The 21,135-nt window shown below is 51.8% G+C and carries 20 protein-coding genes and 6 tRNA genes; 18 read left to right on the plus strand and 8 right to left on the minus strand.

From position 1 onward, the window contains the following. The first annotated feature begins 21 nt into the window (after positions 1 to 21). On the plus strand, positions 22 to 1,815 hold the full coding sequence (locus tag HMPREF1292_RS07395) for a DEAD/DEAH box helicase (RefSeq protein ID WP_051137385.1): 1,794 nt from the start codon (positions 22 to 24) through the stop codon (positions 1,813 to 1,815). 141 nt (positions 1,816 to 1,956) lie between these two features. Continuing rightward, positions 1,957 to 2,520: a tripartite tricarboxylate transporter TctB family protein gene (locus HMPREF1292_RS07400; RefSeq protein ID WP_023019375.1), complete on the plus strand. Its 564-nt coding sequence runs from the start codon at positions 1,957 to 1,959 to the stop codon at positions 2,518 to 2,520. A 126-nt stretch (positions 2,521 to 2,646) separates the two neighbouring features. Here the strand turns inward: HMPREF1292_RS07400 and HMPREF1292_RS07405 are convergent, their stop codons facing one another. After that, positions 2,647 to 4,029: an RNA polymerase sigma factor gene (locus tag HMPREF1292_RS07405; RefSeq protein WP_023019376.1), complete on the minus strand. Its 1,383-nt coding sequence runs from the start codon at positions 4,027 to 4,029 to the stop codon at positions 2,647 to 2,649. A 179-nt stretch (positions 4,030 to 4,208) separates the two neighbouring features. Further along, positions 4,209 to 4,973, minus strand: a complete 765-nt coding sequence (gene ppgK, locus HMPREF1292_RS07410) for a polyphosphate--glucose phosphotransferase (protein WP_021352594.1) — start codon at positions 4,971 to 4,973, stop codon at positions 4,209 to 4,211. Positions 4,974 to 5,051: 78 nt separating this feature from the next. Between ppgK and HMPREF1292_RS07415 the strand changes: the two genes are divergently transcribed. Then, entirely contained in the window at positions 5,052 to 5,993 is a 942-nt protein-coding gene (locus HMPREF1292_RS07415) for an inositol monophosphatase family protein (RefSeq protein ID WP_232218018.1), read from the plus strand. Between the two features lie 120 nt (positions 5,994 to 6,113). After that, positions 6,114 to 6,404, plus strand: a complete 291-nt coding sequence (locus HMPREF1292_RS07420) for a DUF4193 domain-containing protein (RefSeq protein ID WP_023019378.1) — start codon at positions 6,114 to 6,116, stop codon at positions 6,402 to 6,404. A gap of 91 nt (positions 6,405 to 6,495) precedes the next feature. Here the strand turns inward: HMPREF1292_RS07420 and HMPREF1292_RS07425 are convergent, their stop codons facing one another. Then, a complete protein-coding gene (locus tag HMPREF1292_RS07425; protein WP_023019379.1) occupies positions 6,496 to 7,008 on the minus strand; it encodes a DUF3093 domain-containing protein in 513 nt (170 codons plus the stop codon). Positions 7,009 to 7,142: 134 nt separating this feature from the next. On the opposite strand from HMPREF1292_RS07425, the gene dut reads away from it, so the two are divergent. The 4 genes from dut (at position 7,143) to dxs (ending at position 11,917) form a co-directional block, all read left to right on the plus strand. Beyond that, entirely contained in the window at positions 7,143 to 7,595 is a 453-nt protein-coding gene (gene dut, locus HMPREF1292_RS07430; RefSeq protein WP_023019380.1) for a dUTP diphosphatase, read from the plus strand. Positions 7,596 to 7,700: 105 nt separating this feature from the next. Then, positions 7,701 to 8,660, plus strand: a complete 960-nt coding sequence (locus tag HMPREF1292_RS07435; protein ID WP_023019381.1) for a DUF3710 domain-containing protein — start codon at positions 7,701 to 7,703, stop codon at positions 8,658 to 8,660. 2 nt (positions 8,661 to 8,662) lie between these two features. Further along, positions 8,663 to 9,889, plus strand: coding sequence for a class I SAM-dependent RNA methyltransferase (locus tag HMPREF1292_RS07440; protein ID WP_023019382.1), 1,227 nt, complete (start codon positions 8,663 to 8,665; stop codon positions 9,887 to 9,889). A gap of 126 nt (positions 9,890 to 10,015) precedes the next feature. Continuing rightward, positions 10,016 to 11,917, plus strand: coding sequence for a 1-deoxy-D-xylulose-5-phosphate synthase (dxs, locus tag HMPREF1292_RS07445; RefSeq protein ID WP_023019383.1), 1,902 nt, complete (start codon positions 10,016 to 10,018; stop codon positions 11,915 to 11,917). Here the strand turns inward: dxs and HMPREF1292_RS07450 are convergent. Further along, on the minus strand, positions 11,889 to 13,112 hold the full coding sequence (locus HMPREF1292_RS07450) for an HRDC domain-containing protein (protein WP_023019384.1): 1,224 nt from the start codon (positions 13,110 to 13,112) through the stop codon (positions 11,889 to 11,891). The genes dxs and HMPREF1292_RS07450 overlap by 29 nt on opposite strands. A 76-nt stretch (positions 13,113 to 13,188) precedes the next feature. Further along, positions 13,189 to 13,791: a DUF3000 domain-containing protein gene (locus HMPREF1292_RS07455; RefSeq protein ID WP_051137467.1), complete on the minus strand. Its 603-nt coding sequence runs from the start codon at positions 13,789 to 13,791 to the stop codon at positions 13,189 to 13,191. Positions 13,792 to 14,016: 225 nt separating this feature from the next. Here HMPREF1292_RS07455 and hemQ point away from each other — a divergent pair, with 225 nt between their 5' ends. Continuing rightward, positions 14,017 to 14,751: a hydrogen peroxide-dependent heme synthase gene (hemQ, locus tag HMPREF1292_RS07460; protein ID WP_023019386.1), complete on the plus strand. Its 735-nt coding sequence runs from the start codon at positions 14,017 to 14,019 to the stop codon at positions 14,749 to 14,751. A gap of 87 nt (positions 14,752 to 14,838) precedes the next feature. Here the strand turns inward: hemQ and msrB are convergent, their stop codons facing one another. The 3 genes from msrB to HMPREF1292_RS07475 all read right to left on the minus strand — a co-directional run bounded on the left by msrB (position 14,839) and on the right by HMPREF1292_RS07475 (position 17,296). Then, a complete protein-coding gene (msrB, locus tag HMPREF1292_RS07465; protein WP_021352582.1) occupies positions 14,839 to 15,240 on the minus strand; it encodes a peptide-methionine (R)-S-oxide reductase MsrB in 402 nt (133 codons plus the stop codon). Between the two features lie 95 nt (positions 15,241 to 15,335). After that, positions 15,336 to 16,541, minus strand: coding sequence for a glycosyltransferase family 87 protein (locus HMPREF1292_RS07470; RefSeq protein WP_023019387.1), 1,206 nt, complete (start codon positions 16,539 to 16,541; stop codon positions 15,336 to 15,338). Further along, positions 16,541 to 17,296, minus strand: coding sequence for a dihydrofolate reductase family protein (locus HMPREF1292_RS07475; protein WP_161970021.1), 756 nt, complete (start codon positions 17,294 to 17,296; stop codon positions 16,541 to 16,543). Before HMPREF1292_RS07475 ends, HMPREF1292_RS07470 begins: the two co-directional genes overlap by 1 nt. Positions 17,297 to 17,431: 135 nt before the next feature. On the opposite strand from HMPREF1292_RS07475, the gene HMPREF1292_RS07480 reads away from it, so the two are divergent. The 9 genes from HMPREF1292_RS07480 to HMPREF1292_RS07520 all read left to right on the plus strand — a co-directional run bounded on the left by HMPREF1292_RS07480 (position 17,432) and on the right by HMPREF1292_RS07520 (position 21,052). After that, positions 17,432 to 17,504 (plus strand) — tRNA-Gly (locus HMPREF1292_RS07480). An 80-nt stretch (positions 17,505 to 17,584) separates the two neighbouring features. Beyond that, positions 17,585 to 17,657 (plus strand) — tRNA-Val (locus HMPREF1292_RS07485). Between the two features lie 30 nt (positions 17,658 to 17,687). After that, positions 17,688 to 17,760, plus strand: a tRNA-Gly gene (locus tag HMPREF1292_RS07490). A gap of 45 nt (positions 17,761 to 17,805) precedes the next feature. Beyond that, positions 17,806 to 17,876, plus strand: a tRNA-Cys gene (locus HMPREF1292_RS07495). Positions 17,877 to 17,909: 33 nt separating this feature from the next. Further along, positions 17,910 to 17,982 (plus strand) — tRNA-Val (locus HMPREF1292_RS07500). Between the two features lie 60 nt (positions 17,983 to 18,042). Continuing rightward, positions 18,043 to 18,115, plus strand: a tRNA-Gly gene (locus HMPREF1292_RS07505). A 211-nt stretch (positions 18,116 to 18,326) separates the two neighbouring features. Beyond that, positions 18,327 to 18,926: a copper resistance protein CopC gene (locus tag HMPREF1292_RS07510; protein ID WP_023019389.1), complete on the plus strand. Its 600-nt coding sequence runs from the start codon at positions 18,327 to 18,329 to the stop codon at positions 18,924 to 18,926. Positions 18,927 to 19,047: 121 nt separating this feature from the next. Next, entirely contained in the window at positions 19,048 to 19,674 is a 627-nt protein-coding gene (locus HMPREF1292_RS07515; RefSeq protein ID WP_023019390.1) for a copper chaperone PCu(A)C, read from the plus strand. A gap of 157 nt (positions 19,675 to 19,831) precedes the next feature. Then, complete coding sequence (locus tag HMPREF1292_RS07520; RefSeq protein WP_081703772.1) at positions 19,832 to 21,052, plus strand: Dyp-type peroxidase; 1,221 nt, start codon at positions 19,832 to 19,834, stop codon at positions 21,050 to 21,052. Positions 21,053 to 21,135 lie beyond the last annotated feature (83 nt).

Below are 21,135 nucleotides of genomic sequence, written 5' to 3' on the forward strand. Positions count from 1 at the left end.
TTCTAGCAATGGTGGTATTTAGTGGCGAGACCGCGCAGATTCAACAATAACTCCAGGCTGCGTGCGTGGCAGCAGGCTGCGTTGCAAAAGTTTTTGACGTCGCGTCCGCGAGATTTCATGGCGGTCGCGACTCCGGGTGCAGGTAAAACCACCTTTGCGATTAGGGTCGCGACTGAATTATTAGAGGATCGGTCGGTAGATCGCGTCATCGTTGTAGTACCTACTGAGCATCTGAAACGGCAGTGGGCAGCAGCTGCTGGTCGGGTGGGAGTTTCGCTGGATGATCGTTTCACCAACGCTGGCGTCATTAACCAGGCTTACGACGGCATTGTTGTCACCTATGCCCAGGTGGGAATGCACCCATTAAAGCACCATGCATTGGCCTCGGCGAAACGTACCTTGGTGATTCTTGACGAAATTCACCATGCCGGTGACGCAAAAAGTTGGGGTGATGGTGTTCGTGAAGCATATGACGAGGCCGAATATCGGTTGGCGCTTACGGGCACGCCGTTTCGTTCAGATAATTCTTATATTCCCTTCGTACGTTATGAAGAAGACGGGGAAGGCCACGAAATTTCCCAGGCTGACCACACTTATGGTTACGGCGACGCGCTTGCCGACGGTGTCGTTCGCCCCGTCGTCTTTTTGGCATATTCAGGTGAAGCTACCTGGCGTACAAGTGCGGGTGAAGAAATTTCTGCGCGTTTAGGAACTCCATTAACCGCAGAAGAAACTGCGCGTGCTTGGAGAACAGCTCTGGATCCGAAAGGTGAGTGGATTCCGGCTGTATTGCAAGCGGCGCACACACGGTTGGAACAAATCCGTACCAATATGCCTGATGCGGGTGGGCTGGTAATTGCTACCGACACGACCACTGCGCGTGCTTACGCTAAGATCCTGGAGAAGATTTCTTCTACTCCTGTATCGGTGATTTTGTCTGATGAGCCTGGATCTTCTGAGCGCATTAACGCTTTTTCTGAGTCCACGGACGAGTGGATGGTTGCGGTGCGTATGGTATCTGAAGGCGTGGATGTTCCCCGTTTAGCGGTAGGAGTGTACGCCACTTCGGCGTCAACGCCATTATTCTTCGCCCAAGCCATTGGGCGATTCGTCCGATCCCGCATGCCTGGAGAAACTGCCAGTGTGTTTTTGCCCTCTGTGCCTACGCTGTTAGATCTTGCGGAAAAACTAGAAACCTCTCGCGATCACGTGATCGGCAAACCGCACAGGGAAGAAGCTTGGGACGAAGATGCTGTCGCTGAAGCGAACAAAGAAAAAAATGAGCGGACCGAAGAATCGTCTTTTGAATCTGTGGGTGCATCGGCAGAACTTGATTCCTTGATCTACGATGGTTCGACATTCGGTACCGGTGCGTTTAGCGGATCCGATGAGGAAGCGGACTTCCTCGGACTACCTGGGTTGCTTGACCAAGAGCAGGTCAGAGCATTACTGCGAAAAAGGCAAGAAGAACAGCTTGATGCTCGGGAAGCCGAGGAGAAAGCTCGGAGGCAAGCCGAACTCGAATACCAACACAAGCTTAAAAACGGATTAGTCGAACCAGCATCTGGGGCGCCTCGAAAAATAAATTCCGATGTGAAAGGCGTAAATTCCAAGGAAACCAATGATGTTGCTGCGGTGGAGATTCCCAAATTACGCCAAGAACTGAACACGCTGGTTGCAGTCCAAGCTGAACAATCAGGGCGTCCGCACGGAGCGATACATACGGAAGCACGTAAAGCATGTGGGGGCCCGCCGACGGCGTTGTGCAATGCACAGCAGTTGAAAGAGCGCATTCGTTATTTGCGAAAGTGGTAGAAGAAAATAGCCTGTACTAGTTAGCCTTGTGAATCCGATGTGGAGGTCTCCGCTCAAGGCGGAAGCACTACATAAGTGGGACTAAGCAAGGTAAGGTAAAAATAGTTAATTACATCTATGCGTGAAGGGATAGCAAAGTAGATGACTACCCCCAATAATCCAAACAATTCTGACGGCCAATACGGCGAGTATGCGGAAGGCAAAAATTCCGGCTTCGAATCTGGCAATGAAGGATATGGATCCGGAGGTTATGATTTTTCTGTAAACCAGGATCAGTCCGTGGAGAATCACACTGCACATGATGCGTACTACGCTGGAGGATATTCGGCTCCACAATACGGCGGATTCGAAACACAGCAAGAGTCGAAAAACCCAGTTGCGCCGTGGGCGCTAGGGGTTGGCATTTTGTCATTGCTCGGATCAATTGTTGTATTCGGCTCGTTGCTTGGCATTATCGGCACGATTCTTGCGATTGTAGCCCTGGTTGTCGGTCGAAAACGTCGCCCGGAAAACCGGCGCACCGTGATGTCGGTGGTGGGGTTGGTGACTTCGATTCTGTCGATGATCGTAGGAGTAATAATCATGGTTGCTGTCTACAATATTTTCGATGAGGCGGGGATTGTTGACTGTATTGACCAACACGGTGATGATGAGGATGCCATTGAGCAATGCATCAACACGAATGTGGAGAATTACGACAGCTAGTTTGGCCTCGCTTTTGCATTGTTTCGGCCGCTCTTCCAGCGCTCGGGACATGAGCGCATAATAAATACGCAAAATCCTCACCCGCATATGAGCGGGTGAGGATTTTGCGATGTCAGCTTTAAAAGCTTAATCGAGGTAATCCCGCAATACTTGTGAACGAGAAGGGTGGCGCAACTTCGACATTGTCTTCGATTCAATCTGGCGAATACGCTCCCGGGTAACTCCGTACACCTGTCCGATTTCATCCAGGGTGCGTGGCATGCCGTCAGTCAAACCGAAGCGTAACCGGACCACTCCAGCCTCCCGTTCAGACAACGTCGTTAAGACATCTTGCAACTGGTCTTGCAACAGGGTGAAGGAAACTGCGTCGACCGCGATTACAGCCTCAGAATCTTCAATGAAGTCACCGAGCTGGCTATCTCCCTCGTCGCCGATGGTTTGATCCAACGAAATTGGTTCGCGGGCATATTGTTGGATCTCCATCACCTTTTCTTCGGTGATGTCCATTTCTTTCGCGAGTTCCTGGGGGGTCGGCTCGCGGCCTAGATCCTGCAGTAGTTCGCGCTGAATACGGCCCAGTTTATTGATGACCTCAACCATGTGTACTGGAATACGGATGGTCCGGGCTTGGTCTGCCATCGCGCGGGTAATTGCTTGACGAATCCACCAGGTGGCGTAAGTAGAAAACTTATAACCCTTGGTGTAGTCGAATTTTTCAACTGCTCGGATCAATCCCAAGTTACCTTCTTGGATCAAATCCAAGAACGCCATACCGCGTCCCGTGTAACGCTTAGCGAGTGAGACCACAAGACGAAGGTTGGCTTCAAGTAGGTGGTTCTTAGCTTTTCGGCCATCACGAGCGATGGACCGGAGATCACGCTTGAGCGCAGGCGATAGTTTTGCCTGTTTGTCTCCGGCTTCCAAAGCCTTCGACATTTCTTCTATGCGGAACTGTGCATACAGGCCGGCTTCGATACGTTCTGCAAGAGAAACTTCTTGTTCTGCATTGAGCAGCGCGACTTTACCAATTTGCTTTAGGTACGCGCGCACTGAATCCGCTGATGCTGTTAGCTCGGCGTCCTTGCGGGCTTGGCGGAGAGCTGCAGATTCATCTTCGTCCCAGACGGAACTGCCGACATCTTCGTCGTCATCCTCTTCGCCGAGCTCCGGTTCAGCGGGTTCTGGATCATCGTCTAGGGGTTCGTCTACAAATGCATCGGCGTCGGCAAGATCCGGCTCAACGTCGGTGTCTTCGTCGTCTCCAGGTTCATCGAGTAGTGGATCCGCTACCGGTGCGGTTGCAGGCGAGATTTCTTCGGGATCGATGGACACACCGCTTTGCGGGACCTTGTCGGTTGTTGCCTTTGCGGTCTTCGGCTTGCTGGTTGACTTCCTAGTTGCTTTTTTCGCGCTTTGCGCGCGAGCAGAACTGGGTGCGCCCTCAGCAAGAGACTGATCGGAAGATTCAGTGGCTGACACGTACGCCCTTTCGCCGGATTGTGCTGACATCAATGATCTAGCCTACCTATGTATACAGCGTGTTGTGGACGCCGGTGTGAGGACCATGTCACACCAACACCATAGTAGATGCTAGGGAATGAGCGCCCAGTATAACGGACACCGTATGGTTTTGCGTTGTCAGGGGGTGACAACGCGGTCCATCAATCTGTGGTTCACGGATGTTTCCATTAACCTGCCAGGTAATCAGGGGAATGTGCGGCTAAGGCTGCGCCGACTATCCCCGCCCGATTCAGGAGGGTCGCAGGGATAATTGGTGTTGAAATTTCTAAGAGCGGTAGCCAGCGTGCAGATTTGCGCGAAATACCGCCACCAATGACAAAAGCCGAGGGATTGAAGAGCCGTTCGTATTCGGCAAGAACTTTTTCTAGCCGTGGTGCCCATTCTGTGAAGCTTAGCCCAAGCGATTTTTTGACGCCCGACGAAGCAATCTTTTCTGCCTCTTCTTCACCAACGAAAAGATGTCCTAGCTCAGTATTTGGAAACAGCTTGCCATCCACTAGAAAAGCCGACCCGATACCAGTGCCAAGAGTCAAAAATATGACAGCGCCACTTCTCGATTGAGGATTACCATAGGCGACTTCTGCCAAACCGGCGGCGTCGGCGTCGTTCAAGAAAGTGATGTCACGTGCGCCAAGAACTGACTGAAATGCGTCATGGATGTTGGTATGCAGCCACGAGGCGTCGATATTCGCTGCAGTCAACATTGATGAACCGCGGACGACACCGGGCAGAGTGATCCCGATAGGTCCGTCCCATTCTGCTAATTCAACAATGCGTGCAGCGGTGGCCGCGACTGCCTCTGGAGTAGAGGGCCTGGGGGTCTCGAACTTGATGCGTTCACCAATAAAATCGCCTGTTTGCAAATCGACCAGCGCGCCCTTCGTGCCGGAGCCGCCGATGTCGATGCCAAAACCGAGTTGCTGTTCTTGCATGGATGACAGACTAGCGCACGAGCAAGCAATGATTCGTGATCAGAGTCCACAAAATACTGGAATGGCTAAGATAAAAGCATGACTATGTCCCGAGAACAAGTAATAAACGCTTTTGTTGAGCATCAAAGCATGCATCAGGACTTGTCTCCCGCCGGGCTTAAGGAGATTGCGTGCGGGCTAGCAGAATTGGGCGGGGAAGTTATTTCTCGCAGTTCCAATGAAATAGGCACGATATCTGACATCGCTGACACAGTAGAAACAAAGAGCAGTTCGGTCGATCCGGTCACGGCCGTTGATAAAGCAACCGAGAGCGCACTGGTTGAAAAGCTGCTGACATTACGTCCAAACGATGGCGTGGTCGGGGAGGAAGGCGCTGGACAGCAGGGGTCGACCGGTATCGATTGGATCATTGATCCGATCGACGGAACAGTGAATTTTTTGTACGGTATTCCAGAATACGCAGTGTCAGTCGCTGCGGTATGGGGATCCGTCCCTGTTGCCGGAGCGGTTTATAACGTCGCTGGTGACGTGATGTATTCCGCGCATATAGGCGGTGGGGCGTACGCTACAAGCCCTCATACAGTGAAATCGTCCGACGGTTTCACTCTCGTCAAAAAGCCGAAAAGATTGCGCACGAATTCTATAACTGATTCATCTGCCGCATTGGTCGCTACTGGATTTTCCTACCTGAGCGACCGGCGGCTTCAACAAGCGAGCATTCTGGCGCGATTGCTGGGGGACGTGAGAGATATTCGTCGGATGGGGTCTGCAGCGTTAGATCTCTGTCGGGTAGCTAGTGGCCAAGTTGATGCCTTCTATGAGGCAGCGTTGAATAAGTGGGACTATGCCGCAGGGATGTTGATTGCACAAGAAGCCGGTGCAGTGGTCTGCGCACCGAAGCTCTCGACTGAAGGCAGCGCAGGAGAAGTCTTGGTGGCGTACGCGCCTGGCATAGCTGAAACCATGGATGAAATCCTACGGGGCGCGGGTGCGCTAGCATCATTGCCAGTAAACCAATAATGGTTTCAAAACCACGCTTGAGCTGCAAATATGACAATATAGTTATTTTGCCTTAGTATCCGTCCCACATAGACAAAGATCAGCTGTTTGCTGATCAACTACCCAATAGGACGTGGATAAATGGCTACTGATTACGATGCGGCTCGTACTCGACCGGAAGATGAACTGGAAGCAGATTCGCTGGAAGGGCTGAAGGCAGCGGAGAACGATTCTGACCCGATGGATGAAGACGGCGAAATTGTCGAGCCATTTGAGCCACCAACAGTCGACGTATCTGGCGAAGAACTGAACGTGAAAGTCGTGCCACGCCAGGCCGACGAGTTTATCTGCGATAGCTGCTTTTTAGTGCAGCGAAACAAACGCCTTTCACATGAAGAAGATGGGCAAAAGATTTGCCTGGACTGTGCCTGATTCTTTCGTGCTCCGGGGCTATAATATGTCAGCCGGAATCATCGTCTCTGAGCGCCACCCTGGAGGTGGCATTGTTTCCGTCTAAAGTGAGCTAGCCCTGCATTTGGCGCACAGCGTCCAGTGCTTGATCGGGTAAAAAGGCTTCGAGCAAGGCTTGGGGGTCTTTCGAGCTAACTAGCCAGTACGGGGTCGGATCGTCTTTATCATCCAATACGAGCATGGCCAAGTGCGGTACCCAGCTGTGGGTGGCAAGAAAAGCTGCAGGGTCCAGCTGCGGCCCCATTGCGTTCCGCCGTGCACTTTTAGGAACAGCCAAGCTCCGACTTACAATATCCGCGGGTAATTGTGCATCTCCGGTAATTAGCCAGCGAGTGCCGTCAAAATCTTTTTCTACCTGGATGACGGTTGAGGACAGGTGGAAAAGAACCCATATGGCGAGCGCAGCGAAAATCAAAAAGGGCACGGCAAACCACCACAAATTACGGTTCAGGGCTAATTGCCCGGTGCCAACCGTCACTGCTGCCAATGCAATCAACCACCAATGCCAAGGCACCCATTGGCGCTCGTGGTAGAGAATTTCCGGGGCAGATTTTACTTCGCTCATGAGAGATATTTTAGCCCGCGAAAACTACAGAACCTCAACCCTGGGCGCTTGAGTAAAAAGCAATGGGGAGCGATTGTCTTGTTCAGTGCAGCCTTTGTCCGACGACTACTTTGCATACAGGGTAGTCTGCGTACATGAGCTTGTCTGATTTGAGTCCGATAAAAATCCAGCTACTGGATCCGGAAATAGCTTTACCGACTCGAGCCCACGCGGGTGACGCAGGCGCTGATTTGTGCGCAACCGAAGATATTACTTTGGAACCAGGCCAAAGGGCTGTGGTCGGAACCGGAATTGCTATTGCGTTACCGGAGGGGACCGTAGGTTTGGTGCATCCACGCTCTGGACTAGCTGCACGTCAAGGCTTGAGTATCGTTAATTCTCCAGGAACAATTGATGCGCAATATCGTGGTGAGATCAAAGTGTGTCTGATTAATCTTGATCGAGTCTCACCTATTGAGATCACTCGTGGTATGCGGATAGCGCAATTGGTGATTCAGCGCGTTGAGCTTGTGGACTTTGTGGAAGTTGAACAATTGGATGAGACTGCTCGTGGTTCTAGTGGCTACGGCTCCACCGGTACCCATTAGCTGGGCACGCTTCGGTTTCTGTCACGCAAAACATTTGAACCCAAAATCGGTATTTAGCTTAAAGACGTAGTATGCATATTACTGCGGGAAAGGACAACACTAGTTATGGCGTTGTTTGGAGTTTCGAAGTTTGGATTTTCGAAAAAGAAAAAACCAGCGCAACAAGCTAGGGCGAACGCGAATGAGAAATCCAGTGGGGAGGCTCAGCGGGATGCACAAATGAACCTGGAGAGCGACCGCGCTGGCGCTCAAACTTCAGCTGTTGCCAACGAGAAGGCGACGGGAACTAGTGCCGAGGCGCAGGAAAATGCAGATTCTGCAGTATCTGCTCACGATGCACCGATTATTCCCGTGGAAGCTGGAGCGATAGGGGAAACCGGACCATTCGACGGAGACACCGTTGACATTAATGAATTCGACTTTGGTGATTTTTCCTCCGGTTTGTTAGACCTTGGTTCACTGAAGCTTGCCGTACCGAAAGATTCGCAGGTACAGGTTGAAATGGGTGAAAAAGGTCCGAAGATGCTCCACTTGGTCACCCACTATGGTCGGCTCACTCCGATTGCTTTCGCTGCACCATCATCGGCTGGCCAGTGGGAGGAAGCTGCTGATGAGATTGCGCAAAGCATGAAACAAAGCGGTGCCGAGGTCACTTTTGAACAAGGTCCTTGGGGTAGAGAGGTCGTTGGTGAAAACAAACAGGCTGTAACACGCGTGATTGGTGCGGAACGGCCACGGTGGATGTTGCGGGTAACGTTGGCCGGTCCGGCCCAACGGGCAGATAAACTCGCGGAATTGGCACGTGAAGTTATTGCGCGGACTTTCGTCTACCGGGGAGATAAGCCTATTTTGGCAGGTAATTCGTTACCGGTCACAATGCCCGCTAGCCTAATGCAGCAGGTACAACAGGCAATGCAGCAGCGGCAAGCGCAAAGCCAACAACAATCGCCCCGCATAGCTGATGCGCAACAAGCAGTTAGGGAGGCTGCTGGTGGGACCAAGTCTCGTGAGCACGGTGATGATGAAGGCGTTGCTCAGCCTACGAATGAAAAGGAGCAGCGATAAGCGTGCCTAACCTCGAACTTTCCATTGACCGGATGGGACATGGTGGTGTCGGCATTGGTACTGCGGACGATGGACGCGTGGTATTTGTTGCTTCTGCTTATCCTGGTGACAGAGTAAAAATTGATATTACGAAAGAAAAGAAATCTTTCGTTACTGGTGAGATCCTAGAAGTTATCAGCCCCAGTAAATATCGTGGCAAGCCAACCTGTCAGGCGGCTGCCGCCGGAGCTGGGTGTTGTGACTTTGCGACGCTTGATACCACCCAGGAAACGGAACTGAAGCGTTCGGTTTTTCTTGATCAGCTCGCGCGAATAGGGAAATTTTCGGAAATAGAGCTGCCAGAACTCAACGCCGTTGAGCTTGCCCCTGTACGCGGTTGGCGCACCCGGGTGCGGTTCGGTGTGGATGAGAATGGGAAAGCTGGTCTCCGGAAAAAGCATAGTCATGAACTGGTTACACAGTATCCCTGTAGTCAGCTCGTCGATGGTCTTAGCGAAGGCATCGTTGGAACCGGAGCTCGCCGTTTCCGGCCGGGTGCAGAATTGATTGTGGCAATTGATTCAACTGGTCAACGGCATGTCGTGGAGTCGCGCAAAACGGGGCGTGGGAAGCGCTTGGAGAAAGTCGAAAGAGTTTTAGAAGGCAGCGGCGAGGTCACCGAGATCGTTGATGGCAAAACATTCCGTTTTCCAGTCACCGCATTTTGGCAAGCGCACCGCGCAGCACCTCAGGCGTATAGTGCGATTATTGAGGAATGGCTAGCTGATCCTGGACAACCCGCAGGAAAAATCGGCTGGGATCTGTACGGGGGCGTTGGTCTGTTTATACCTGCAATTGCGCGAGCATTGAGCCCGGAAAACCCTGCGGATTCAGTGCTGCACAGCGTCGATACTTCTTCAGCAGCTCTGGAGAATACACAACCAGCACTGCAAGGGCTTAACGTTTCGATGCATAAACAACACGTAGAAAAAGCAGTTGCTCAGTTAGCCGCTCCTGATTGCGTAGTTCTCGATCCGCCACGCAAAGGGGCAGGGGCAGCTGTAATCGACGAAATAGCTGCGGCCGACCCGAAAACAGTGGTTCACATTGGTTGTGATCCGGCAACTTGCGCGCGTGATTTAAGGAGCTGGTCTGATAATGGGTATCGGGTCGACAAGCTCACGTTAATAAATGCATTCCCGGGAACACATCACTTCGAACTTATGGCGTTATTAAGAAAATCTGCTTAACACGCACGTGAACAGTAAGATTTTTCCTAGTAAATCGCCGGTTCCGATTTCTAGGGAGGTAGCGAGTAAGATGGATACGTTAGTTACCGACGAATGCAGATGAGACGAGGAGTTGAGGTAGAGACAATGAGCCTTCTTCGCGGAATACAGACTCCCGCCGACCTCAAGGCTTTGTCCCAAGAACAACTCCCGCAATTAGCCGAGGAAGTTCGTGACTTTCTCATCGAGAACGTGTCGGTGACAGGCGGCCACTTGGGGCCGAACCTTGGTGTGGTGGAATTAACGTTGGCTTTGCACCGAGTATTCGATTCCCCGGATGAGCCCTTTATCTTCGACACCTCCCACCAATCTTACGTGCATAAAATAGTGACCGGTCGTGCACACCTTTTTTCTACTTTGCGTCAAAAAGATGGTTTGTCTGGTTACACCGCTCGCGCTGAATCCGAGCATGACTGGACAGAATCGTCACATGCTTCAGCATCACTCGCTTATGCGGATGGTTTGTCAAAGGGATTCGCTCTGGACGGGCGAGGACAACATAACGTAGTGGCGGTTGTCGGTGATGGTGCGTTGACTGGTGGCATGTGCTGGGAAGCGCTGAATAACATCGCCGCAGGAAAAGACCGAAACGTAGTCATCGTCGTTAATGATAACGGACGTAGTTATTCGCCGACGATTGGTGGCTTCGCTGAAAATCTGGCTAACCTGCGCATTTCTGGACCATACGACGGCCTGATGGAACATGGAAAGAAAACTCTGAAGTCTATGGGGTGGGTTGGCAATCGTGCGTTTGATGCGCTTCACGCTTTCAAGGAAGGTGTGAAGCATACGGTCTTGCCGACAGAGATGTTCCCGGATTTGGGCATGAAATATGTTGGCCCTGTCGATGGTCATGATTTTGATGCTCTGGAACAAGCTTTTAGCTATGCAAAAACGCACCATGGCCCGCTTATCGTGCATGTTGTGACCGAAAAGGGGCACGGCTACGCACATGCGGTTAACGATGAAGCCGACCAGATGCACTCTACCGGTGCGATCGATCCGGCTACGGGGCTGCCGATCTCGAAATCTCAGCCTGGCTGGACTCAAGTATTTACTGAAGAACTGCTTGCGGCTGCTGAGAAACGCTCAGATATTGTTGCGATCACTGCCGCGATGGCGGGCCCTACTGGTTTGACGCCATTTGCACAGCGCTTTCCAGATCGTTTTTTCGATGTAGGGATCGCGGAACAACACGCGGTCGCTTCAGCCTCCGGTCTGGCGCTAGCAGGAATGCATCCCGTTGTTGCAGTGTATTCCACCTTTTTAAACCGCGCCTTTGATCAGCTTTTGATGGACGTAGCGTTGCTCAAGCAACCCGTCACCTTGGTCCTGGACCGCGCAGGCGTTACTGGTTCAGATGGCGCAAGTCACAATGGGGTTTGGGATATGTCTGTGGCGAGCGTCGTACCAGGAGTCCGTATCGCTGCACCGCGAGATGGGGCGCAATTGGGCCGTTTGTTCCGTGAGGCGCTGCTTGTCGACGACGGGCCTACGCTTGTGCGTTTTCCCAAAGGAAACTTGCCTGCCGAAATTCCAGCTTGGGCGAATCTTCGTGATGGTGTCGATATTGTTTATTACGCCGATAAAGTTACTGAAGAATCTACTCCGGCAACTCGTTCAGTTTTGGTGATCGCTATGGGAGCCATGGTCGAGGCAGCGGTATCTGCGGCAAAAACCTATTCCAACGTGACCGTCGTTGATCCCGGTTGGGTTGTCCCAGTAGCGGAATCCTTGTTCAGCTTGGCGGCTGATCACGATGTCGTTGTGACCGTAGAAGATGGTATTGTCCGCGGTGGTATTGGATCGCTGATTGCTGAAGAATTCGCTGCAGCAGGGATAGATGTGCCTGTGCGGCATTTGGGATTCCCATCGGTGTTTCCATTGCATGCTTCACGTAACGAATTGCTGCATGAGGTCGGGCTTGACGAGACCGGCATCGCTAATGTGCTTGCAGAGCTTAGCTTGGAAGAAAATCAGCAAAAATAGGCCAGATAATATCTTTTTGCCATTCGCGCAAACCGTGTTTTGTAAAAGACGCTTCTAGATCGCCTTCGGAAAGAATGGTTTTCGCGACGGTAATATCCCAGGTGAGATTTTTTGCCTTGGCAACGCTGATTAAGTTCTCTGTAGGCACAGTAAATTCGTCGGCGAAGACATTGAGATCGTCCCGAATGAGTTGCCAGGTATTCCAAGAGTCGGGGTCGTTTTTCTTCCAATTCCGGGTATTAATGCCACCCGACGAATACCAATACGCTAATTCTCCTTTTCCAGGAATTGGAAGCTCCGCCTCTGCTAATGCTTCAGCCTGTTGAATTGCGGTCAACCACACTTCTGGTGCTAACCGTGAATTTTGTGAGCCACGAACGCGTGTTAACTGAGAAAGCGTGTTGGGGCGGATATTAGCGAAGGCGAGTAGGACCTTATTCGGTAGTAGACTGCCTGGTGCAACATCATCGTTTGCTGCAGTGGTCTCCCGAATTAGCCACAGCTCGCGGGCAACTGCCAACTGTCGAGGTATTTTGAGTCCGCGCATCCCTTTCATCAAATGCCACGCGCGGGGTTCTGGTCCGGTGATTGTGGCGTGTTGGTTGCGCACATACTCGAACTCTTCCAGTGCCCATTCCCACTTGCCTTGGCTGCGTAAAAGATACTCTACCTCGGCAGCCAGCTCGAGTAATTTTTCGACATCGAGAGCAGCATAAGCGACCCATGGTTTGGGTAACGGCGTCGAGGACCAGTTTTGCGCGCTGTGTTCTTTGGCTACGCGTATGCCAAGTAAATCCTCATACATTGCAGCGAGACTGACACGGGATAAGCCAGCTAAACGACCGCCGAGTTCTGTGTCAAGTAGCTGTGCTGGGTACAGCCCAAGCCAGGCAAGACAGGGAAGATCTGATACTGCAGCGTGTACCACCCAAGTTAGGCTGTTGATGACGGGTGATAAGGCTTCGGTGAGGTGCTGGCGGACGCCTTCTGGTGCGAAAAGAAAGGTACCGGCACCCGCACGTTTAATCTGGACTAAAAAAGCGCGATCGTTGTAGCGAAATGCGGAAGCACGTTCCGTATCAATCGCGATTGGTCCGTGCCCACCGGCGATTGCCTCCGCCGCTTCGTGAAAGTCCTGAGGGGTTGTCAGTACGGGCGGGATACCCGCGGCTGGGCGACGAAGGAATTCGGTCATGATCTTTCAGTTTGAGGCGATACGCTGATAGATGAGTCAGCAAGATTATAAACGGGAAGGCTTTCGCGGCATAGCTTTAGCGACGTAGCTGACTTACCCCTTCTGGTGGTAGACCAGCGATATGGGCGAGCACTTCTGCAAAGGCGTCCACATGATCGGCAAGTTGATTGTTTTTCGCTGTCCACGATGCCCGCAATTCGAGTTGGTAAGCGCGAGGAGGGCCACCGACTTCGCCAAAGCGGACTGAGGTTGTAGAAGTGACGGTACCTCCAAGGTTTGTGTAGCCAGCAGAGTGCGTTTCTAAACCTTCTTCGAGCCATTGCCATGCAACGTCGGGTAACAAAGGATCGGTAGCAACTGCTGACTCCATGTCGGCCTGGATGTAGGCGACTAACCGCATTTCCCCTTCCCACGATTCCTGTGCTCCGGGGTCATGCAAGAGAATCAGCCGACCGAAAGCATCGCCTTCAGAATCGGTCGGGGTGTTTTCTTTATCGAGATGGTCTACTTCCAGGCCTATTGCATGGCTAAAAGGTGCTAATCGCTGGGGAGGGCGGATTGTCCCGAGTGAAATACCTTGACGCAGGTTAGCCTGGTGCATTGATTCCACGGCTTCGCTAAAAGCCGGGGGTGTCAGGCCACGCTCTAACTTAGAAGCAGTGGTGCCCTGCAAGTTCATCGACGCATCTGTCTCATTCACAAGGTTCAACCTAATGTTGAGACTCTTCATAGTGGTGAAGGCGCGCCGTGGGGTAGGATTGGTGGCAGTACCACCTATTGCGTGGTCGCTTTTCGGTGAGCACTGCTTTTGGGTTTCGCTTTGTGCCTTGTGCACAAACCACTCCAGAAACTTTGCTTGTCACGATAATTTTGCGAACCAAACTTGCAAAACCAGGAGGTTTTCATGTCGGCGTCTGAACACGAAGCCCAACAAGAACTGAATTACGATGAGCTGAATAAGCTGCAGCGTTACAGCCAGCACGCGGTGTTTAAGCTTGACAAGGGATTTACTGCTGGCGATAAAACATCGCGCGAGCGAATGGCAGCTGAGGCGCAAGAGTTTTTCGACAAGCTTGCCGACGAAGGTCTCGTGACCGTTCGTGGTATTTATGATCTTGCGGGTATGAAAGCCGATGCTGATTTCATGATCTGGTGGCATGCAGAAAACTTTGAGGAGTTGCAAGCGGCTTTTGCCGCATTCCGTCGTGAGACTTCTCTGGGTAAGGCGAGTTCGTTGGTATGGGCAGGAAATGGTGTGCACCGCCCGTCAGAATTCAACAAACGGCACCTCCCAGCTTTCATTATGGGAGAATCGCCTGAAAAGTGGTGCTGCGTTTACCCGTTCATTCGCTCATATGACTGGTACATCATAGACGAGGAAAAACGTGCCCGTATTCTTCGCGAACATGGCTTGAAAGCGCGTGATTTTGCAGATGTGCGTGCTAATACCATCGCTGCCTTCGTGCTGAGTGATTACGAATGGATGTTGTCGTTTGAAGCCCAAGACTTGGGGCGCATTGTTGATTTGATGCACACTATGCGCTACACGGAGGCCCGGTTGCACGTACGTGAAGAATTGCCGTTTTACACCGGTCGAATGGTGGAAAACTTGGACGAGTTAGTGCAGATCCTTCCCTAAGCCCTAGAAAAGGACTAGCGAATTCAATACCGCCGGTATTTCGTCGTTTGAGGTGCTAGTGCTACTCGCACCTCAAGCCTGCCAGACTTAGGATTCTTTGAGCGTCATCGCCACCGAATTAATGCAGTAGCGTAAATCGGTGGGGGTGTCATAGCCTTCCCCAGCGAATACGTGTCCCAAATGTGAGTGACAGCTGGCGCAGAGGACTTCCGTACGTACCATTCCGTGTGAGCGATCTTCCCGCTCAATGACGGAATCACCAGCCAGTGGCGAAAAGAACGATGGCCAGCCGCAATGTGACGAAAATTTTTGGTTAGAGCGGAATAATTCTGCACCGCACGCTCGACAGGAATAAATGCCCTCAGTGGTCGTGTTTGTGTATTCACCAGTGTGTGGAGCTTCCGTGCCGCCTTCTCTGAGCACACGGTATTCTTCCGCGCTGAGGCGTTTGCGCCATTGGTCATCGGCAATCAAGGAAAAATCTGTCATGGGGGATATTCTACGCCTGCGTAAGCGGGAGTAAGTATCGCAGGTGTTTCATTTTCCGGACGCTCTTATCTGGGCTTCCGGTGCATGGCCCGCAGTTAACTACCGAGTTGCGAGTCCGTATGCTGTCGGTCGTGTAAATGCCATGCTACGGAACAGCACACCGTGGTCAAGAGCAATAGGCCCCAGCCAGCGGTTGCAGCGAAATAGTTTAGCCATATCCCCAGTGGGGGAAAGTCACGCGGTGTCCATGTGGTAGCCCAACTTACTGGAAGTAAGAACAAAATTGCTGCTAACCACGATGGCCAGATATGGAACACGCTGCGTTGCCTGGCTACGCTGAAAATCATTGGAAACAGCAGCATGGAATAATACATTTGCCCTAAAGAAGACAAGAAGAAGACACCGCAGAACAATACTCCAGATGTAGTGACAAGCCAGAGCAGATGGTCTTTTTTACGCAGAGATAACAGTGTGAGTACTGAAATGACGGCTAGCCCCGCAAAAAAGATCCACAATAAGTAGTAAAGCCAGCTGGGCATGGCGAAATATTCGGCGAGCCCCGGTAATGAGGAATTAGCGAAATCTCGAGTCTGACGTAGATGCGGGATGAGTTCTGTGCGGTAGTTGTCAGCACCAGGGGTTATTGGCCAAGCGACGAAGTTGAGAACTAAGGGCACCGCGATGCCTACGAATATCGTGAACCACCAGCGCATAACCAAAGGTAAAAATAGCAGTGGGGCAAACTGCGGCTTGATGAGAATCGCGAGTCCGATGATGATCCCGCCAGTCCAACGGGCCCAACGGCGATCGTCAGTCAAGCACCATAGGTAGCTTACGAGTGCAAGTAGGAGTAGACCGTTGATGTTGGAAAAAATAAGGGTATTGCGGACAGATTCGGTCAGGGTGGCTACTGTGATCGTCAGTGGAAAAATAGGATTCCGCAGGGAAAATCCGAACATTCGGATTAAGATGCCCAACGAGACTATGATGGCGCCGAAATTAGCGAAGATGAATAATGCTCGTGCAATTCCAGCATGGGTAACAAATCCGAGTGGGGACAGCAAAAGCGTAGCGCCTGGATTGTAAAGGTACAACGGATCAGTGTGGTGGTAGATCTGTTGATAAACATTCTCTCCGTCAAGGAAGCGTTGTAGAGCAGAATAGACGGTTGTGAAGTCGTCGGTTACTGCTCCGTTGAAGCTGTCGACCAACACCAGCTGCAACCCAAGCAGGATAGCGAGTGGCCATAAAAAAGCCTGTAAGTGCTGATTAGACACCTGCGGTAGCTTGAGTTCCTTCATCACATTGAGTTTACCCGCGGGTGGCCATAGCGCAGAAAGAGTGTGCTATCTGGGCAGTGCATGGAAGATTCTAAACGCATTTTGTGTTTGACGGTTGTGTCACTGGTGCAGCGAGTAATCGGTGATTCTACCGCGTTGGTCAATGTAGGATCGATAGTGAGATAGAACTGATCTACAGCGTTTGCCGAAATTAGGCCGCCCAAGATCGAAGGGCCACCTTCGCAGCTAATGCGTACAAAGCCACGATTGACCAATGTCGTTATACATTCCCGTACTGTACCGCTGCCGGTGGAAATAACTTCTCCGAAGGCTTGCAACTTTTGAACCTTGGTGTAGTTGGTTGGATCCTGCAACGAAGATTCGGGCACCATGAACAAATGCGGGACATGGTAGTCGTGAAAAAATCGTGAATCGTAGTCGAAATCTAGTGATGAAGTCATGACTGCCAGCGGCGCTGGGTTGGGTTTTTTATCGGTTGGTTGGACGCCGGCATAGTCTTCTGCACGAACAGTTCCTGAACCGACGACTATTACCTCTGCCCATTCGCGAAGCCCTAGTAATAATTCCGTATCGAGCTGGTTGCCCAGATCCTGTGAACTGCCGTTGACAGATGTAGAGCCGGTGATGGTGCTTGCAAAGACTGCGCGAACCCAGTAATCGTCTTGGTTTCGCCGTTCTGGGCCGATAAGTTGATCGATGCTGGGCCACTTGTACATATCGCTCACATTACCGTCGTAGATTCGGGAGACGATCAAGTGGGGTGTTTTTAAAGACTCGTTGAGGTATAGGCTCGTATAGGTGAAGGGCTCGGATATGGGTCTCACCTCGTGATTTGGTATTTCTGCAGTGGTGCCACTAGAGTCTCTTAAGCAGTGCACGAAGCACTGCTTGCGGATGTAGCGCAGTTGGTAGCGCATCACCTTGCCAAGGTGAGGGTCGCGAGTTCGAGTCTCGTCATCCGCTCAGCGCAAAGCGCCGGTTCTGGCTCCATTTTTGATGGGCTGGCCCTGGTGTTGAGCGTCGAGTGAAAACTCCATAGGCTAGCGCGATTAGCTCAGTTGGTAGAGCACTACCTCGACACGGTAGGGGTCACTGGTTCAAGTCCAGTATCGCGCACAGAGGGCACATCTCACGGTGTCCTCGCCCGCGGATGTAGCGCAGTTGGTAGCGCATCACCTTGCCAAGGTGAGGGTCGCGAGTTCGAGTCTCGTCATCCGCTCTGGTTCCCGATTTTTGGGTATCCTGTTAGAGGCGGTATTGCCACGGTGGAATGGCCGAGTGGTGAGGCAACGGTCTGCAAAACCGTGCACACGGGTTCGATTCCCGTTTCCACCTCTAGTCACAATGGCGGCAAGCTCGTCATTGTTGGCGCGATTAGCTCAGTTGGTAGAGCACTACCTCGACACGGTAGGGGTCACTGGTTCAAGTCCAGTATCGCGCACACGAGAAATCTCGACGACGTCGAATTTCTCCAAGGAAACCGGGCCTGTGGTTTTCTTTTGCGGATGTAGCGCAGTTGGTAGCGCATCACCTTGCCAAGGTGAGGGTCGCGAGTTCGAGTCTCGTCATCCGCTCTGGTTCCCCGAAAAGGGCTAGCGCCGCTTCTTTATATGGAGAAGCGGCGCTTTCGCATGCTTGCATGGAATGGCTTGCACTTTGGCATTGTGGGCGAGATAACTTTAGTAAACTGGTGTTTGTCGGAACTAATCGTTTAGGTGTAACGACTACTCATGTGAGACTCGTCCGAAGCTCAACACCTAGTGAACAAAACGGAGGCCGAACTTGATGGGCAATGGTGCTCAGAAAACACATCTACGCCGTATGAACGCAGGCTTGGCGGCGACCGCCTTGAGTGCAGCTGCTTTGTGGTTGTCTATGCCACATGCGTCAGCTCATGATGTTGTCGTTGATAGTAACCCTGCTGATGGTGCTGTCGTTGAGGAATTCCCAGAGACCATTGTTCTTGAATTTTCTGGAGAACCACGCGAAGGCTTTAACACAGTTGCGGTAACGGATTCGAATGGTCGAACTGTCTTTGATGCTGAGCCAGTGCTGGACGGGAGGATGCTGACAGTCGAGGTGCCAGATGGTCTCGATACTCCTGATGGGGCATATTCCCTGGGCTATCAGATCACCTCATCTGACGGCCATGCGACCCGCGGTGGTCTGGAGTTTATCGTTGGTGATGAATCTGATGCCGAGGGATCTACCAACTCGGGGTCCAATGCAGATAGCAAATCCACCGAGACAGATGAATCTGCTGACAATGCTGACGAGTCGGATGGCATCGGTGCTGCCAGCATCATTATTGCGATCGGTGCTGTCGCTGCTGCTCTTGCGGTTATTGTGTTGTTGATCCAAAAACGTAAGCGGTTCGATAACTAATAACTGGAATTGTGTGCAAATCTCGAGCACGGTATCCGTCCTGTGCAATGGGAATCTGGCACACTGTAAAACAATGCAATCTAGTTAGTGTAAGTCGTCTAAAGCGAAAAGGATGAAAATCATGAAGCACAAAGCCCTACCATTGACCGCTCTTTTTCTGACAGCAGGTTTGACCTTGGCTGCATGCGCGAATGATGAAGCTGACAGTAGTGCTAATCCGGCGACTTCTGAAAGCTCTACCGCCGAATCGACCACAAAAGCAACGGAATCAGCCGACAGTGAGCTTATTCTGGAGGATGGCGTGGTCAAGGCGAAAGCTGCTGGTGAACCGATGACAGCTATTTTCGGTGAACTGAAAAACACCTCCGGTGAAGACATCGTCATCGAAAGCTTCACCACGAGCTTAGGTGAGGCGCGGTACGAAATCCATGAGGTTGTCAATGGTTCCATGCGAGAGCGGGAAGAGGAATTGAAAATTTCTGCCGGGGAGTCACACAAACTGCAGCCTGGTGGCGGTCACTTGATGATCATGGAGTATGACGAAGAAATCTCTGCTGGCGACGAAATCGTCATCACACTCAAGCTTAGTGACGGCACGGAAGTGGACCTAGAACCCGTTCCGGTCCGTACTATCGGTGCGGGAGATGAAAAATATGGTGATCTAGAAGGTCGCTATGGCCATGACCATGACAGTCACGGCCATAGCGACCATGATCATGAAGGTCACGACCACGGCGACCACAAGTAAGAATCGTTAATTCCTTGCGACACTATCGCGGCAGCGACCGCAACGCTGAGGAAAGAACCTAAACGACAACGGGCAATAGCATTAAAAAGGAGCTAGTTTCGTGGCTGGTTTTTCACGCAGGCACTTTCTCGCTGGTTTAAGCACTGGCGCTTCCGCGATGGCTTTGCAGGGATGCTCCCAAGCTCAGCAGTCTACGGTAGGCCGGGAAAGCCGAAACGGTGCTCCCGGTAGCGATGGCATGGCTGACGTAAGGTTGCAAAACGCCGTCGTGGAATTCGATGGTGAACATCAGGCAGGAATTAAAGAAGCACAGCAGGCACGCGCCAATATAGTTGCTTTCAACCTGAAGGAAGGTGTGGACCGCGTTGGAGTAGCCAGGCTTCTGAAGCTATGGACCGAGGACGCACGGCGATTGACCGCCGGTATCGCACCCCGTGGCACGTTGGAGCCTGAATTGTTGAATATTCCTGGAAACCTGACCATCACTGTTGGCTTTGGTCCAGGGCTGTTTACCGTCATCGGTGCTGAAGACCAGCGTCCAGACTGGTTGGCGCCGTTGCCAAAATTTGACCGTGATCAATTAGATCCCCAGTGGGGTGAAGCCGATTTAATGCTGCAGATCGGCTCTGATGAGCCAATTACAGCGGCCTATGCATTGCGTCATATGATTCGTTCTGGCGTAGATTACGTCGATGTGGCGTGGTTGCAACAAGGATTCAACCATGCTGATGGCGCCCGTGCTAAGTCCACTACGCCGCGTAATCTTTTCGGACAATTCGATGGAACTGTAAATCCTAGGTCAGAGCAAGAATTTGCCAACCAAGTTTTTATCGCAGATGACTCTCCTGCACCATCATGGATACATGGTGGTAGCGCGATGGTTATTCGACGCATTCGGATGAACTTGGATACATGGGAGAAACTAGACCGGGCATCCCGCGAAAATGCTATGGGACGGAAACTCGATTCCGGGGCTCCATTGACCGGAACAGAAGAACACGATGATCCAGATTTTGCTGCCCGCGATAAATTTGGACTACCTGTTATTGATCCCACCAGTCACATGGCACGTGCGCGCAATCCGCTAGACAAACCGCAACAGAAACTCTTGCGTCGTCCGTTTAGCTACGATTTGCCCCCAGAGCCGGGAGACGGTCAGCTTTCGAATTCAGGGTTGATATTTATCTGTTTCCAGCAGGACCCGCGTGAGCAATTTATTCCGATTCAAAGCCGTTTAGACGAAGTCGACAGACTTAACGAGTGGATTACGCACATTGGATCTTCGGTCTGGGCTATCCCTCCCGGAACCGATGTAGAAGGTAAGGGACGAGATGAGTATTGGGGGCAATCCTTATTAGAGACTCATGGTAAGGGGTAAGCGTGAGTGCTGTATGTCTCTGAGCTGGTGTTGGCTAGCCTGGATGCAACGTGTAAAACCTGAGGCGCTAAAATAGCTCGGTA

This window comes from Corynebacterium sp. KPL1995, assembly GCF_000477935.1.
Lineage (GTDB): Bacteria > Actinomycetota > Actinomycetes > Mycobacteriales > Mycobacteriaceae > Corynebacterium > Corynebacterium pseudodiphtheriticum.